Origin of the sequence: Methylophaga thalassica MP, from assembly GCF_000214595.1 — a bacterium.
GTDB classification, from domain to species: domain Bacteria; phylum Pseudomonadota; class Gammaproteobacteria; order Nitrosococcales; family Methylophagaceae; genus Methylophaga; species Methylophaga thalassica.
This window is the reverse complement of the sequence record NZ_AFIG01000001.1, coordinates 1,705,193-1,721,111: the sequence shown is the minus strand read 5'-3', so window position 1 is coordinate 1,721,111 and position 15,919 is coordinate 1,705,193. Positions and strand designations below refer to the sequence as shown.

The following is a 15,919-nucleotide window of genomic DNA, read 5'->3' as shown; positions in this document are numbered from 1 at the left end:
GGAATCACAATGCTAGAAAGTCTGTCACCCGATCAACTTATTGGTTTATTAGTGATTGTAGGCTGTGTTTCTGCTGCACTGGCGTATTTGTTATTTGCCTTGCGTCATAGTCGCAAATTAACCGCCTTGCAATCGCAATTATATGAGTTACAACTCAGTCACAGCCGACAGGAGCAACAGTTACAAACGGCGTTCTCGACCGAGTCACGCTTGACTGAGACAGTAGCTGAATATAAACAGCAGGTTCAGCAGTTAAATCAAAGTCTTGAGCAGACAAAACAACAGTTACATCAGGCCGAAAAACACTTTGAAACAGCACAGGCTAATAACCAGTCTTTACAACAACAATTCAGCGATAAAAAGACAGAGCTGCAGCAGCAGTTGGACGCGTTTCAAGAGTTACAACAAGCCTATCAGTCATTGTCAAATCAACATACCGAGTTAAAAACGACACTCGAGAGAAGGGAAGAGCATTTCAAAGAACAAATGGCGCAATTGGCTGAAACCAAACAGGCCATGACCAAAGAATTTGAGAATCTTGCCAATAAGATTTTTGAAGAAAAAGGCAAAACATTTACCGATACCAGCAAGTCCAGTATTGATGTATTACTGAAACCGTTTCGTGAGCAAATTGAAGGGTTTCAAAAACGTATCAACGAAGTCCATGACGCCTCGATTAAAGGCAATACCAATCTGAATGCCGAGATCAAAAAGGTATTGGATATCGGCCTGAAAATGAGTGAAGACGCGCACAACCTGACTTCTGCTTTAAAAGGTGACTCCCAGCAACGCGGTGCCTGGGGTGAAGCACAACTCAGACGTACACTGGAAATGAGTGGCCTGATTGAAGATGCCCATTTTGAAGTGCAGACGGCGTTTAAAGATAACGAAGGTAAACAGAAACAAACCGACTATCTGATTAAACTGCCTGACAATAAACACATCATTATTGATAGCAAAGTGTCCTTGAATGCCTATGACCGGGCTGTGTCAGCAGAAACACCAGAGGCCTACACGGTGGCGATGGCTGACCATGTCAGAGCGGTGCGTAAGCATATTGATGATTTGGCTTCAAAGGATTACACCAATGTGGTCGGCATGCGTAGTCCCAGCTTTGTATTGATGTTTATGCCGATTGAACCCGCCTATATTGAAGCACTGAAAAATAATAAAGATTTGTTTGAGTATGGCTATAAAAAAGGCATTGTCCTGGTGTCTCACACCACATTGATACCCATTCTCAGAACGGTATCGAATCTGTGGATGATGGAACGTAGCAATGCTGAAGCACGCGAAATCAGCGAAAAAGCTGGGGATATTTATAATCAGGTTGCGATTGTTGCCGAGCGTTTGCAAAAACTAGGTAATACCTTGGGCACTGTCAGTAATCAATATAATCAGGTCATCAAAGGTGTCGCGGGCAAACAAGGGCTTTATGGCAAAGTCGATCGTTTTGGTCAGTTATCCACGAAGGTCAGTAAATCGTTGCCACAATTAGAAACGATTGAACGTGATTATGAGACTGAACCGCTGACTATGATTGTTGAAGCCATAGAGGAAGAAGATGAGGCTCACTTATTGCCTCACAGTGAACAGCAAACATCTGCCAATGAATAAAATCGACGTGATTGATAATAATGAAGTCTGGCTGGATATTTCACTGACACAGCAACATTGCTGGCTGCGCCAGGGTGATGATGTTTTGTTTGATGCACCAGTGTCTACAGCGCTTAATGGGCCTGGTGAGCAGAATGGTAGCGGTTGTACACCACGAGGCTGGCATAAAATTCGTGCAAAAATTGGCAATAATCAGCCCATCAATAGCGTTTTTGTTGGACGCCGCCCCACCGCTGAGATTTTTAGTGATGCACTAAAAGTGCAATTTCCTAATCGTGACTGGATTCTGACCCGAATTCTTTGGCTTAGCGGGCTGGAAGTCGGCAAAAACCGACTGGGAAATGTTGATACAATGCGCCGATATATTTATATCCATGGTTGTCCTGATGAACTGCCTATGGGGGAAGCGCTCTCTCATGGTTGTGTGCGTATGCGTAATCAGGATGTAGTGACGTTGTTTGATCGGGTAGATGCCGGTCTTAAAGTCTGGATTCACGAATAAGGTTAAATCACTATGGCATTAGGCCCATTGATGGTCGATTTGCTCGCTACCGAGCTGAGCGAGACAGAAAAAGAGATTCTCAAACATCCCTTGGTCGGTGGGGTGATTTTATTCAGTCGTAATTTCGAGTCGGTAGAGCAAATTACCCGTTTATGTGACGAGATTCATCAATTGAGGCAGCCGCATCTGTTGATTTCTGTGGATCACGAAGGTGGCCGAGTACAACGGTTTAGAAAAGGCTTCAGTCGTTTACCTCCGGTAGCAGCGATTGGTAAGGAATATCATCAGCATCCAAAATTAACGTTGGAAAGAGCAGAACAAAGCGGTTGGTTAATGGCGGCGGAATTAAGAGCCATCGGTGTCGATTTTAGTTTCGCGCCAGTATTGGACTTGGATTATGGTGTCAGTCAGGTGATTGGTGATCGCTCATTTCATCGCGACCCGTTAGCTGTTACAGACATCGCTCGTGCTTATATTCAGGGCATGAAACGGGCATGGATGTCAGCAGTAGGAAAACATTTTCCAGGCCATGGCGCAGTAGAAGTTGACTCACATTTGGGGTTACCTGTGGATAGCCGTCATCTGGAAGATATGCTTCAAGCCGATATGTTGCCGTTCACGCGTTTGTGCCAGACAGAGCTGGCGGGCATTATGCCAGCCCATATTGTTTACGAAAATAATGACAAACTACCGGCTTGTTTTTCACCGTTTTGGTTACAGGAAATGTTGCGCGGTAAGCTGCAATTTCAAGGTGCCATTTTGAGCGATGACCTGAGCATGGAAGGGGCGGCTATTATGGGTGGCCCACTAGAGCGTGCTGAAGCCGCTTTATCTGCCGGCTGCGATATGGTGCTGGTATGTAATAATCCAGGCAGTGTCGAGCAGGTGATTGATGGTTTAAAAGTCAGTACCGATCCTTTGAGAAATGCACGTTTGATGCGTTTGCATGGTCGACACGCTACACCGCGTCATGAGTTACAACAAAGTGCTGAATGGAAACAAGCGGTTCAAACAGTCATGGATTACGCGCCTGACCCTGAGATGGAGTTAAATCTCACATGACAACGAGGTTACTGTTTTTCTTTCTGATGATATTAAGCTTGTCAGTGCAAGCGGGCGGGGGAATCAATCCTGCGGCTATTGTCGGGATGCAGAGTGCAAGCACTCAGGAAAAAGCAGTCGAGCCCCCAGTTGAAAAACTTAATCTGACACAGCCCAGAATCACGGTAAAACACTTTATCAAAGCAATGGATAAGGTGGCCAATGGTGATAATAGTGCCATTGAACAAGCTGTTTCGACATTTGATTTATCTGCTGTTAGTCCCCTGATACGAACAGAGCGCGGCCGCGAAACTGCCCGGTTGTTGTATACCATTATGCAAATCGCCAAGATGCCGAAACTCAGTGAGATTCCACAAAATCCTAAAACAAAACAATACACTTACTTACGAACCGATAGCGGTGATATTGTGCTACAGGCTGATGAGCAAGGTGACTGGTTATTTAGCTCTGAATCAGTTGAAGCCATTCCTGATATTTTCAATGAACTGAGTGATAACAAAGAACTGGTTAAAAAGTCTGCAGAAAAAGTGTCATTGCCTATCAGCGTCAGATTACGATCAGACATACCCGAATTTCTGAAATCTGGATTTTTATTAGAATACTGGCAATGGGTAGGTTTATTTCTGATTATTGTTATCGGTTCAATCGCCGATAAAACACTCGCCTTTTTATTAAAACTCCATATCAAACGTCGCAAACATAATCATGCTCTGTATACCGAACTAGATGATGATGTGCTTCGTCCATTAGGTTTAATGGCGATGGCTCTGATGTGGTGGTCAGGTCTGAATTTACTGGGGTTACCCGATACGGCATTGCTGATTTTGCTGGTTGCGGTGAAGTTATTGGTTTCTATCTCAGGCATTTGGAGTGCTTTCCGTCTGGTGGATATTTTCAATGCCTATTGGACGGCCCGAGTCAGTAAAACCCAGACCAAATACGATGACTTATTAGTGCCCATGATCACTAAAAGTATGAAGGTGTTTGTGGTGGTGATGGGAATCGTCTTTGCCGCTGATAATCTGAATATTGACGTCACCAGTTTATTAGCGGGGCTTGGTCTCGGTGGTTTAGCTTTTGCCTTAGCCGCTAAAGATTTATTGGGCAATTTCTTTGGTTCACTCACCGTGTTGATGGATCGTCCTTTTCATATTGGTGACTGGGTCGTCATTGGTGATATTGAAGGTATGGTGGAAGAGGTCGGTTTTCGTAGTACGCGCATCCGCACGTTTTATAACTCTCTAGTCACCATGCCTAATTCCATTTTAACGACAACCAAGATTGATAATATGGGCGCGCGTCGCTATCGTCGTATGCTGACAAAACTGGCTGTGACTTACGATACGCCGCCAGAAAAAATCGAAGGTTTTTGTGAAGGTATCCGCCGTATTATTCAGTTACATCCCTATATGCGAAAAGATCTGTATCAGGTTTATTTCAATGATTATGGTGCGGATTCACTAGATATTTTGTTATATGTGTTCTGGGCTACCCCGGACTGGAATACAGAGCTACGGGAGCGCCATCGCTTTCTATTAGATGTACTCAGGTTGGCGCGCCAGATGGAAATCGAGTTTGCTTTCCCGACCCAGACACTTTATCTCAAACGGGGTCAAAATGGTGTACCCAAAGCGTCACCTTATTCCCCAGCAATGACTCAGGAAGAGGCCTTTGCCAAAGGCCATGCAGAAGCTGAGTCTATTGTTAGTCAGACGCTAGGCGATAGAATCCCTGGTCCAGTTGAGTTCCCTCGCTAAATTAATTACAGAAAATAGGTTTAATACATTAATGCCAAAATCGTTTGTCCATCTTCATTTGCATACTGACTACTCGTTAGTTGATGGTTTAGTCAGAGTCAAACCCTTGGTCAAGCATGTGGCCGATGCAGGTATGCCTGCTATTGCGATCACCGATCATCATAATTTATTCGCGGCAGTGAAATTATTTAATGCCGCCATGCAAGCCGGTGTGAAACCGATATTAGGTGCTGATCTGCGTTTGCGTGATCCTAGTGATGCAAAACAAAGCACACGCTTTGTGTTGTTATGTATGAATCTGGAAGGGTTTCATAATCTGTCACGCCTGTTATCAAAAGCCTATATGGAAGGTCAGCATCTGGGGGTTCCGATGCTGGAAGCTGACTGGTTGCAGGGCCAAACTGATGGACTGATTTGTTTGTCGGGCGGTCGTGAAGGTATTTTGGGTAAAGCCTTACTGAATCATCAGAAAGACGAAATTGAGCAGCAATTAGCCTTTTGGCAGCCATTATTTCCTGATCGTTTGTATATGGAGCTTATCCGTACCGGACGTGAAGATGAAGAACGGTTTATCCGTGCGGCTATCGCGTTAGCGGCTGAAAAAGACTTGCCAGTGGTCGCGACCAACGATGTACGCTTTTTAACGCCGGATCAATTCGAAGCACATGAGGCCAAAGTGTGTATTCATGAAGGTCGGCAACTGGATGATCCGCGTCGGCCACGTAATTACTCTGAACATCAATATTTACGAAGCGCTGAAGAAATGACCGCCTTGTTTGAGGACATTCCGGAAGCGATAGAAAACACCGTTGAAATTGCCAAACGCTGTAATCTGCAACTCACGCTGGGCGAACATTATCTGCCTGACTTCCCTGTACCGGAAGGCATGACCATTGAACAGTTCTTCAGTGAAGAGTCTTTCAAAGGTCTGGCTGAACGCTTAGAAGTCTTGTTTCCTGATGAAGCAGACAGAGAAGCGAATAAACCCCGATATGAAGAACGTTTGCAGGTTGAGCTGGATGTGATCAACCAAATGGGTTTCCCTGGTTACTTCCTGATCGTTGCTGACTTCATTCAGTGGGCCAAAAATAATGATGTTCCCGTTGGCCCTGGACGGGGGTCTGGTGCGGGTTCATTAGTGGCTTATGCCTTAAAAATCACCGATCTTGATCCCTTGCAGTATGACTTGCTGTTTGAACGTTTCCTTAACCCTGAACGTGTTTCCTTACCTGACTTTGACGTCGACTTTTGCATGGATGGTCGTGACCGGGTCATTGAATATGTATCACAACATTATGGACGGGATCACGTATCACAGATCATCACTTTCGGGACCATGGCGGCTAAAGCGGTTCTGCGTGATGTTGGACGTGTATTAGGTCATCCCTATGGCTTTGTTGATCAGTTAGCGAAATTAGTCCCGTTTGAATTAAAAATGACGCTTAGCAAAGCAATGGAGCAGGAGCCATTGCTGAAAGAGCGTTATGACAATGAGGAAGAAGTTAAAACCCTGATTGATCTGGCCTTACAGCTGGAAGGTTTAACAAGAAATGTCGGTAAACATGCCGGTGGTGTGGTCATCGCCCCGAAAGTATTAACGGAATACACGCCCATTTATAGTGAGCATAACGGGGCGGGGCTGGTTTCTCAGTTTGATAAAGATGATGTGGAAAGTGTAGGGCTGGTGAAGTTTGACTTCCTGGGGCTGAAAACACTGACCGTCATTGACTGGGCGATGAAAAATGTTCGCAGCCTGTTACCTAAAGAAGAAGCCGATAAAATCGATATTGCCAACTTACCGTTGGATGATAAACCGACCTATGCCTTATTGAAACGCTGTGAAACCACAGCGGTATTCCAGCTTGAATCGCGCGGTATGAAAGAGCTGGTCAAACGTCTGCAGCCAGATACCTTTGAGGATATCGTGGCGCTGGTGGCTTTATTCCGTCCTGGTCCATTGCAATCAGGCATGGTGGATGACTTTGTTAACCGTAAACATGGTCGGGCAAAAGTCGATTATCCGCACCCTGATCTTGAACCTGTATTGAAGCCGACCTACGGGGTTATTGTTTACCAGGAACAGGTTATGCAGATCGCTCAGATTCTGGCGAACTACAGTCTGGGTGGCGCCGATATGTTGCGTCGAGCGATGGGTAAGAAAAAACCGGAAGAAATGGCCAAGCAGCGTTTGTTGTTCCTGGAAGGCGCAGCTAAACGTGGCATTGAAGAAAAAGAAGCCGGTCCTATTTTCGATCTGATGGAAAAATTCGCGGAGTATGGTTTTAATAAATCTCACTCAGCAGCCTATGCCTTAGTGGCCTATCAGACGGCGTGGCTAAAAGCGCATTATCCAGCGGCGTTTATGGCGGCCGTGTTATCAGCGGATATGGATAATACCGATAAAGTCGTTGGCCTGATTGATGAATGTCGTGATATGAAACTGAAGGTGTTACCACCGGATGTTAACCACAGCAAAATCAAGTTTACCGTTGAAGATGAAAGAACGATTCGCTATGGCTTAGGCGCGATTAAAGGGGTGGGTGAGTCAGCCTTGGCTGGTATTGTCTCTGAGCGAGAACAAGGCGATGCTTTTAGCTCGCTGTATGATTTCTGCCGCCGGGTCGATATGCGTAAGATTAATCGACGCGTGATGGAGTCACTGGTGAAAGCGGGAGCGATGGATTCATTAGGTGGTCATCGTGCCAGTATTGAAGCCAGTCTCACCAAAGCCATGCAGATTGCTGACCAACATCGTCGCAATAAAGATAGTGGTCAGAATGATTTATTTGGTCTCAGTCCGGAAGTTGGCAACGGTCAGGATGAGCCTCTGGAACCGGCAGCGGAATGGGCGGAAGAGCATTTATTACAGGCTGAAAAAGACACTTTAGGTTTATATTTAAGTGGTCATCCGATTGATCGTTATCAGCAAGAATTGGCTGAATTTATTCCTAAACGTATTAATGAACTGGATGCACCTGAGTCAAAAGGTTACCAGCGTAATGAGAAGCCTGTGTTAACCGCTGGATTGGTGGTGGCGATTCGCACCATGAAGTCAAAAAATGGTGGCCGTATGGCCTTCATCACGCTGGATGATCAGAGTGGTCGTCTGGAAGTGCGTGTGTTTGCTGATGTCTATGACCAATATCAGAGCTTTATTCAGCCAGATAAATTGGTGGTGATTCAAGGCAAAATCGGCCAGGATAATTTTACCGGTGGCTTGGCGGCGACCGCAGAAAAAGTATTTGACATCACGGGTGCACGCGAAGCATTTGGTCATTCCTTGCAGATTAATATCGATAATAAAGAGATGGCCAGCCAATGGGTAGAGCAAATAAAAAATATGCTCACGCCGTTCAAAGGCGGCGCTTTATCACTGGAATTGTTATATCAGAATGAACAGGCGAGTACCGTGATTATGTTAGGTGATGACTGGCAGGTTACCCCGAGTGATACATTGATGAGTCAGTTAGCTATGTTGCCGGAAAGTCAAAAAGTCACGATCAGATACCGTGCCACGGTGGCAAACTGAACGCGTATAAAGCGTGACAGGCATAATAGTATGGAAACTCGCATTGTTGTACGATAAACACACTATCTGAGCATTGTTGCAAGAGGAATCGCAAAGTGGATATGACACCTTATTTCAGACTGATGGCAGACAAGGATGCCTCAGATATGTTTTTCTGTACGGGCACTGAACCCCATATCAAAATTCAGGGCGTTATCAGACCGGTCGGCACCCAGAAATTAGCCCCGGGTGATGTGAAAGAAATGGCTTATTCGATGATGACGGATGAGCAAGCAAAAGAGTTTGAAAACACGCTTGAGATGAACTTTGCGGTGCCGCTTAAAGGTGTGGGGCGTTTCCGGGTGAATATTTTCCGTCAGCGTGGTGAGTGTTCGATTGTCATTCGCTATATCAGAACGACGATCCCCACCTTTGAACAAATTGGCCTGCCTGATGTGCTCGGTGATGTGGTCATGGAAAAACGCGGACTGATTCTGGTGGTGGGTGCAACTGGCTCAGGTAAATCAACGACCTTGGCATCAATGATCGGTCATCGTAACCGTAATTCCAGTTCGCATATTCTTACCATTGAAGATCCGCTGGAGTTTGTGCACAAACACGAACGTTCAATTGTGCAACAGCGTGAAGTGGGTATCGATACCTTATCTTACGAAAATGCCCTAAAGAATGCCTTACGTGAAGCACCTGACGTGATTCTTATCGGTGAAATCCGTGATATGGAAACGATGAAACACGCGATTAATTACGCTGAAACCGGTCATTTATGTTTAGCGACACTGCATGCCAATAACGCGAATCAGGCGCTGGACAGGATTATTAACTTTTTCCCTGAAATTTTGCACCGTCAGTTACTGATGGATTTATCTTTGAACTTACGTGCCATTATTTCTCAACGCTTATTACCCACGAAAGACGCGGGTCGTGTGCCGGCAGTCGAAGTAATGATCAACTCGCCTTATATCTCCGATTTGATTAATAAAGGAGAAATTGGCAGTATCAAAGATGCCATGCGTGATAGTAATGAAAAAGGCACCATCACATTTGATCAGGCGCTGCTTGGCCTGTATCGCAGTGGTAAGATCACAGAAGAAGACGCATTGATGAATGCTGATTCACGTAACGATTTGAGCCTGGCCATTCGTCTTGGTGATGACAGTGCCGGTTCAGACGCACCAGATGAATTAATTCTCAGCTAAGTGTATTACTGGCTTAATGTGTATAATTCACCCATTTTTGAATATCTAAGGTAATCCTGATGCAGTTAAATTTCCTTGACTACGAACAACCCATCGCTGAGCTGGAAGCGAAAATTGATGAGTTGCGTTATATGAGTAATGACAGTGATTTAAACATCACTGAAGAGATTCAAAAGTTAAAGGAAAAAAGTGAAAGTCTGACAAAATCGATTTTCGCCTCATTAACGCCCTGGCAAATCACCCAAATGGCGCGTCATCCTCAACGTCCATATACACTTGATTACATCAAATTATTACTGACTGACTTCGAAGAGTTACATGGCGATCGCACTTATGCCGATGATGCTGCTCTGGTAACAGGTATTGGCCGTTTGAATGGTCGCCCGGTAGTGGCTATCGGTCATCAAAAAGGCCGTGATACTAAAGAAAAAGTCGCCAGAAACTTCGGCATGCCACGACCAGAAGGATATCGTAAAGCATTACGTGTGATGAAAATGGCGGAACGTTTTGGCATGCCTGTGATCACCTTTATTGATACGCCTGGTGCATACCCTGGCATCGGTGCAGAAGAACGTGGTCAAAGTGAAGCGATTGCCCGTAATCTGTTTGAAATGGCGCAATTAAAAACGCCGATTATCAGCACGGTTATCGGTGAGGGTGGTTCTGGTGGTGCCTTAGCAGTAGGTGTGGCTGATCATCTCATGATGCTTGAATATGGTATTTATTCAGTGATTTCACCAGAAGGCTGTGCCTCTATTTTGTGGAAAAGTGCAGAAAAAGCCTCAGATGCAGCTGCTACATTAGGTGTGACCTCATCACGATTGAAAGAACTGAAATTAATCGATGAAGTCGTTGCTGAACCTTTAGGTGGCGCGCATCGCAATGTTCCTGAGATGGCAAAACGTGTCAAACAAGCTATTGAAAACAAACTGAAAGAATTAGAGAAAATCCCCACAGATAAATTAATCAAACGCCGTCAGGAAAAACTACTGAATTACGGCGCGTTTGAGGGATAAAAAACGGGGTGGCATTAAATCCCCAGAAAATCATCACTGACATTACAACACTGGCGGCAGGACGTTCTGTTTGTCTTGCCTATAGTGGTGGTGTTGACTCTCACGTCTTGTTACACCTGTTAGCAACAACACAGCATTCACAGCTCGCTCAGGTTCGTGCAGTACATATCAATCACGGTTTGAATAAAGCAGCAGCGCAGTGGGCTCAACACTGCGCTGAGGTTGCTAACAAGCTTGATATACCATTTAAAAATATTGATGTCGATGTTCCGGACATTGATGAATTAGGCATGGAAGCGGCAGCCAGAAAAGCCCGCTATCAGGCTTTGAGTAATGAATTGTTGCCTGATGAAGTGTTGGTGACGGCACAACATCAGCATGATCAGGCCGAGACACTTTTATTACAATTATTTCGTGGTGCCGGCCCATTAGGACTTTCTGCTATGTGGCCGGAAAGTCAGTCGCATGGTATGACCATTATCCGACCACTGTTGGATGTGTCTAAACACGAGATTGTTCATTACGCTGAACTTCATCAGCTCGACTGGATTGATGATCCCAGTAATCAGGACACTGAGATTAATCGCAATTATTTGCGGCAAACCCTCTGGCCTTTATTACAGGAACGCTGGCCCTCGCTGGAAAAAACAATCGCTCGTAGTGCTGCGCATTGTCAGGAGACTAGCCTGTTATTAGCACAATTGGCGGAACAGGACAGAGCACAATGTCAGTTGCAAGATGATGGACATTTGTCTATTGCTGCTGTGAAGCAACTGCCTGCAGAGCGACAACGGAACCTGTTGCGGTTTATGATTGAAACAGCTGGTTATGAGTTGCCGTCTACCGCGATTTTACAGCGCATTATTGAGGATGTGATCAGTGCCGCTGAAGACAAAACGCCGATAGTTCGCTGGTCCAATGTTGAAGTCAGGCGTTATCGTGATGATTTATATCTTCAGACATCCAAACATTCAGAACCCCCACAAGCAGAAGTCACTTTCACTGGTCCTGCTGAACTTGTTTTGTCCAACGGCTGCACGCTCAAATGGCAGCTCACTTCTGGTGATGGCTTGAAAACATCGGTACTCAATGGCGATGTAATCATGCGTTATCGTCAGGGTGGGGAAAAGATCCGACTCAGGGGTCATTCGCAACATAAATCATTAAAACAACTTTTTCAGGAGTGGTCTGTTCCTCCTTGGAAGCGGTCAATTATTCCGCTGTTTTTTGTTGGAACCGAGTTAGTCGCTGTCGTTGGCTATGGTTATGCCGAACATTATGCAGCCGAGACTGGCGAAAAAGGCTGGCTGCCTTATCTGGCAGGTGATTTTCGACCAGATTTAGATTGAGCGAGAAGGGCAATTCTGATAATTTATACGCTATTTTGAGCGCAGCCATTCTGGCCGCGTCGTTTTTTATTGAACTCTCCATATTATGACTAAATTTATTTTCGTCACTGGTGGTGTTGTGTCTTCCCTGGGTAAGGGGATTGCCGCGGCGTCACTGGCTGCTATTCTTGAAGCTCGTGGACTGAAAGTCACGTTGGTAAAACTTGACCCATACATCAACGTTGATCCCGGCACGATGAGCCCGCTTCAGCACGGTGAGGTTTTTGTCACAGAAGACGGTGCAGAAACTGATCTTGATCTCGGTCACTATGAGCGTTTTATTGATGCGGATATGACCCGTAGCAATAACTACACGACCGGACAGATTTATGAGAACGTGATTCGTAAAGAACGTCGTGGTGAGTATTTAGGTAATACCGTTCAGGTTATCCCGCACATTACAGATGAAATTAAACGCTGTATTTTTGAAGGTGCTGGTGATGCCGATGTCGCCTTGATTGAAATTGGTGGTACGGTCGGTGATATTGAATCCTTGCCGTTCCTTGAAACCATTCGTCAGATGGGATCTGAGTTAGGCCGTGAACGTGCACTTTTCTTACATTTGACGCTGGTGCCGTATATCGCGTCTGCGGGTGAAATCAAAACCAAACCTACCCAGCATTCTGTTAAAGAGCTCAGAACCATTGGTATTCAGCCTGATGTGCTGGTATGTCGTATGGACCGTCCTCTGCCAGAATCTGAACGCAAGAAAATTGCTTTATTCACCAACGTGACTGTTAATAATGTTGTGTCATGTGTCGATGTCGACAGTATCTATAAAATTCCAATGGAATTACACCGCCAGGGCTTAGATGACATCGTCGTCAAGCAATTAGGCTTAGATGCAAAACCGGCTGATTTAAGCCAATGGCAACAGGTTTATAACAACCTGACGAAGCCGGAAGGTGAAGTAAATATTGCTATGGTCGGTAAGTATATGGAACTGACTGAAGCTTATAAATCACTGTCTGAATCATTGATACATGCGGGCATTCACACCAGAACCAAAGTCAATGTGCATTATGTTGATTCTGAGCTGATTGAACAGCAAGGACCAGACTGCATCAAAGATATGGATGCGATTCTGGTGCCGGGTGGCTTCGGGGAACGCGGTGTTGAAGGCATGATCCAAACTGCCCAGTTTGCCCGCGAAAATAATGTTCCGTATCTGGGCATTTGTTTAGGGATGCAGGTTGCTGTGATTGAGTACGCTCGTCATAAAGCCGGTATGCCAGAAGCTTACAGTACAGAGTTTGACTTAAATACCGTTGATCCTGTTATCGGCCTGATTACGGAATGGCAAAAAGAAGACGGCAGTGTAGAACAGCGCGATCACGATTCTGATCTTGGCGGCACCATGCGTTTAGGTGGTTATCCCTGTGTATTGAAACCAGGCAGTCTGGCCCAGAAAATTTATGGTGAGCAAGAAATTGTCGAACGTCATCGTCACCGCTACGAGTTCAACAGCAACTATAAAGAGAAACTTGAGCAAGCAGGTTTAGTTTTCTCTGGCATGTCGAAAGATGAAACGCTGGCTGAAATGATTGAGATCCCAGAACATCAATGGTTTGTTGCCTGCCAGTTCCATCCAGAATTTACATCGACACCGCGTCATGGCCACCCTTTATTTGAAGGGTTTATTAATGCGGCCAAAGCTAACAAAAAAAATAGAGGGTAACACCATGCAGTTATGTGGTCATGAAGTGGGCGGCAGACAGCCTTTATTTTTAATCGCGGGCACCTGCGTCATTGAAAGTGAGCAAATGACCATGGATGTGGCAGGTCAGTTGAAAGAAATCACTGACAAGCTCGGCATTCCGTTCATTTATAAATCGTCTTTCGATAAAGCGAATCGTACTTCGACAAAGAGTTATCGTGGACCGGGTCTGGAAGCAGGCTTAGCGATTCTGGAAAAAGTGAAAAAAGAATTTAACCTGCCAGTGTTGACGGATGTGCATGAAGACACGCCGTTAGCCGAAGTCGCCAGCGTAGTGGATGTGTTACAGACGCCAGCGTTCTTATGCCGTCAGACGAACTTCATCGTCAATGTGGCCAGTCAAGGCTTGCCGGTCAATATCAAAAAAGGCCAGTTTTTAGCGCCCTGGGATATGCAACACGTCGCAGACAAAGCCAAGTCGACCGGTAACCAACAAATTATGTTGTGTGAACGTGGCACATCCTTTGGTTATAACACCTTAATTTCTGATATGCGTGGTCTACCTACCATGCGAAATATGGATTGTCCGGTGGTTTATGATGCGACACATTCTGTTCAGCAGCCCGGTGGACAAGGTGGTGCTTCAGGTGGTCAACGTGAATTTGTACCCGTATTGGCGCGTGCTGCGGTAGCCACGGGTATTGCCGGTGTGTTTATGGAAACGCATCCAGAACCTGAAAAAGCCTTAAGTGATGGGCCTAATTCCTGGCCATTACATAAAATGACAGCATTGTTAGAAATGCTGCAAGCAATAGATGCAACAGTAAAACAACAAGACTTTATCGAAGATGAGCTGTTAGCTCGTCGATAACAGTCGATATCAAAAAAACATTACGGGAGCAGAGCATTGAGCAAAATCATTGATGTAAAAGCAAGAGAAATCATCGATTCACGTGGTAACCCAACGGTCGAAGCTGACGTTATTCTGGAAAGCGGTGCGTTTGGACGTGCAGCGGTGCCATCAGGTGCCTCAACTGGTGAGCGTGAAGCAGTTGAATTGCGTGATGGTGATAAAGGCCGTTACTTGGGTAAAGGCGTTCTTAAAGCGGTTGAAGCGGTTAACGGCGAATTAAGAGAAGCGGTGTTGGGGATGGATGCTCATGACCAACGTGCTTTAGACAATAAATTGATTGCAACTGACGGTACGGAAAACAAGAGCCGTTTAGGTGCCAATGCGTTATTAGCTATTTCTATGGCGACAGCGCGAGCAGCCGCTGCTGATTCAAAGAAAACGCTGTACAAATACCTGTCAACTGAAGAAAAAGCAGTGATGCCAGTACCGATGATGAATATCATTAATGGTGGTTCACATGCGGATAACAGCGTTGATTTGCAAGAATTTATGATTATGCCTGTCGGTGCATCAAGCCTGACAGAAGCCGTGCGTTATGGTGCTGAAGTCTTCCATGAATTGAAAAAAGTGCTGCATAGCCGTGGTCTGAATACAGCGGTGGGTGATGAAGGTGGTTTTGCGCCGGATCTGCCGTCTAATGAGTCAGCGATCGAAGTCATTCTGGAAGCGATCAAAAATGCCGGTTATGAAGCTGGTAAAGACATTATGCTAGCACTGGATGCTGCGAGTTCAGAATTCTACAAAGATGGCATGTATGTGCTGGCTTCTGAAAACCGCTCATTAACATCCGCAGAGTTTGCTGACTTACTGGCTGATTGGGCAAATAAATACCCTATCATCAGCATCGAAGATGGTATGGATGAAAACGATTGGGAAGGCTGGAAATTGTTGACTGATAAAATCGGTGACAAAGTACAGTTGGTCGGTGATGACTTGTTTGTGACTAACCCGAAAATCCTGCAACAAGGTATTGATAAAGGCGTTGCCAACTCGATTCTTATCAAAGTAAATCAAATTGGTACTTTATCTGAAACACTGGATGCGATTAATTTAGCGAAAGCCAATGGTTACACGGCTGTTGTTTCTCATCGTAGTGGTGAAACTGAAGACACGACGATTGCTGACTTAGCGGTAGCGACAAATGCTGGCCAAATCAAAACTGGCTCATTATCACGCTCTGACCGTGTAGCAAAATATAATCAACTAATTCGCATCGAAGCTGAATTAGGTGATGCCGCCAGTTACCCTGGGATGAAGGCGTTTAACGTCCAACAAGCCTAGG

11 protein-coding genes are annotated in these 15,919 nt (G+C 45.4%); all 11 read left to right on the top strand.

The window, feature by feature from the left end; all coding sequences use genetic code 11:
• Positions 1–9: 9 nt before the first annotated feature.
• The 11 genes from rmuC to eno all read left to right on the top strand — a co-directional run bounded on the left by rmuC (position 10) and on the right by eno (position 15,918).
• Complete coding sequence (gene rmuC / locus MAMP_RS08080) at positions 10–1,617, top strand: DNA recombination protein RmuC (RefSeq protein ID WP_007145529.1); 1,608 nt, start codon at positions 10–12, stop codon at positions 1,615–1,617.
• Positions 1,610–2,119: a L,D-transpeptidase gene (locus MAMP_RS08075; RefSeq protein WP_007145528.1), complete on the top strand. Its 510-nt coding sequence runs from the start codon at positions 1,610–1,612 to the stop codon at positions 2,117–2,119. The genes rmuC and MAMP_RS08075 overlap by 8 nt, the downstream gene beginning before the upstream one ends.
• A 12-nt stretch (positions 2,120–2,131) precedes the next feature.
• A complete protein-coding gene (gene nagZ / locus MAMP_RS08070; protein WP_007145527.1) occupies positions 2,132–3,181 on the top strand; it encodes a beta-N-acetylhexosaminidase in 1,050 nt (349 codons plus the stop codon).
• Positions 3,178–4,938, top strand: a complete 1,761-nt coding sequence (locus tag MAMP_RS08065; RefSeq protein WP_007145526.1) for a mechanosensitive ion channel family protein — start codon at positions 3,178–3,180, stop codon at positions 4,936–4,938. The genes nagZ and MAMP_RS08065 overlap by 4 nt, the downstream gene beginning before the upstream one ends.
• A gap of 31 nt (positions 4,939–4,969) precedes the next feature.
• Positions 4,970–8,467, top strand: a complete 3,498-nt coding sequence (dnaE, locus tag MAMP_RS08060) for a DNA polymerase III subunit alpha (protein ID WP_007145525.1) — start codon at positions 4,970–4,972, stop codon at positions 8,465–8,467.
• Between the two features lie 95 nt (positions 8,468–8,562).
• A complete protein-coding gene (locus tag MAMP_RS08055) occupies positions 8,563–9,663 on the top strand; it encodes a PilT/PilU family type 4a pilus ATPase (protein WP_007145524.1) in 1,101 nt (366 codons plus the stop codon).
• A gap of 59 nt (positions 9,664–9,722) precedes the next feature.
• On the top strand, positions 9,723–10,679 hold the full coding sequence (locus MAMP_RS08050) for an acetyl-CoA carboxylase carboxyltransferase subunit alpha (RefSeq protein WP_007145523.1): 957 nt from the start codon (positions 9,723–9,725) through the stop codon (positions 10,677–10,679).
• An 8-nt stretch (positions 10,680–10,687) separates the two neighbouring features.
• The gene (tilS, locus tag MAMP_RS08045; protein WP_007145522.1) at positions 10,688–12,028 is read left to right on the top strand and encodes a tRNA lysidine(34) synthetase TilS; all 1,341 of its coding nucleotides are present in this window, start codon (positions 10,688–10,690) and stop codon (positions 12,026–12,028) included.
• A gap of 85 nt (positions 12,029–12,113) precedes the next feature.
• Positions 12,114–13,745: a CTP synthase gene (locus MAMP_RS08040; protein WP_007145521.1), complete on the top strand. Its 1,632-nt coding sequence runs from the start codon at positions 12,114–12,116 to the stop codon at positions 13,743–13,745.
• A gap of 4 nt (positions 13,746–13,749) precedes the next feature.
• Positions 13,750–14,595, top strand: coding sequence for a 3-deoxy-8-phosphooctulonate synthase (gene kdsA / locus MAMP_RS08035; RefSeq protein WP_040576241.1), 846 nt, complete (start codon positions 13,750–13,752; stop codon positions 14,593–14,595).
• Between the two features lie 36 nt (positions 14,596–14,631).
• Positions 14,632–15,918, top strand: a complete 1,287-nt coding sequence (eno, locus tag MAMP_RS08030) for a phosphopyruvate hydratase (RefSeq protein WP_007145519.1) — start codon at positions 14,632–14,634, stop codon at positions 15,916–15,918.
• Position 15,919: the final 1 nt, after the last annotated feature.

Coding starts and splice junctions, on each gene's coding strand:
- rmuC (WP_007145529.1), top strand. CDS start 10: ATGCTAGAAAGTCTGTCACCCGATCAACTTATTGGTTTATTAGTGATT.
- MAMP_RS08075 (WP_007145528.1), top strand. CDS start 1,610: ATGAATAAAATCGACGTGATTGATAATAATGAAGTCTGGCTGGATATT.
- nagZ (WP_007145527.1), top strand. CDS start 2,132: ATGGCATTAGGCCCATTGATGGTCGATTTGCTCGCTACCGAGCTGAGC.
- MAMP_RS08065 (WP_007145526.1), top strand. CDS start 3,178: ATGACAACGAGGTTACTGTTTTTCTTTCTGATGATATTAAGCTTGTCA.
- dnaE (WP_007145525.1), top strand. CDS start 4,970: ATGCCAAAATCGTTTGTCCATCTTCATTTGCATACTGACTACTCGTTA.
- MAMP_RS08050 (WP_007145523.1), top strand. CDS start 9,723: ATGCAGTTAAATTTCCTTGACTACGAACAACCCATCGCTGAGCTGGAA.
- MAMP_RS08040 (WP_007145521.1), top strand. CDS start 12,114: ATGACTAAATTTATTTTCGTCACTGGTGGTGTTGTGTCTTCCCTGGGT.
- kdsA (WP_040576241.1), top strand. CDS start 13,750: ATGCAGTTATGTGGTCATGAAGTGGGCGGCAGACAGCCTTTATTTTTA.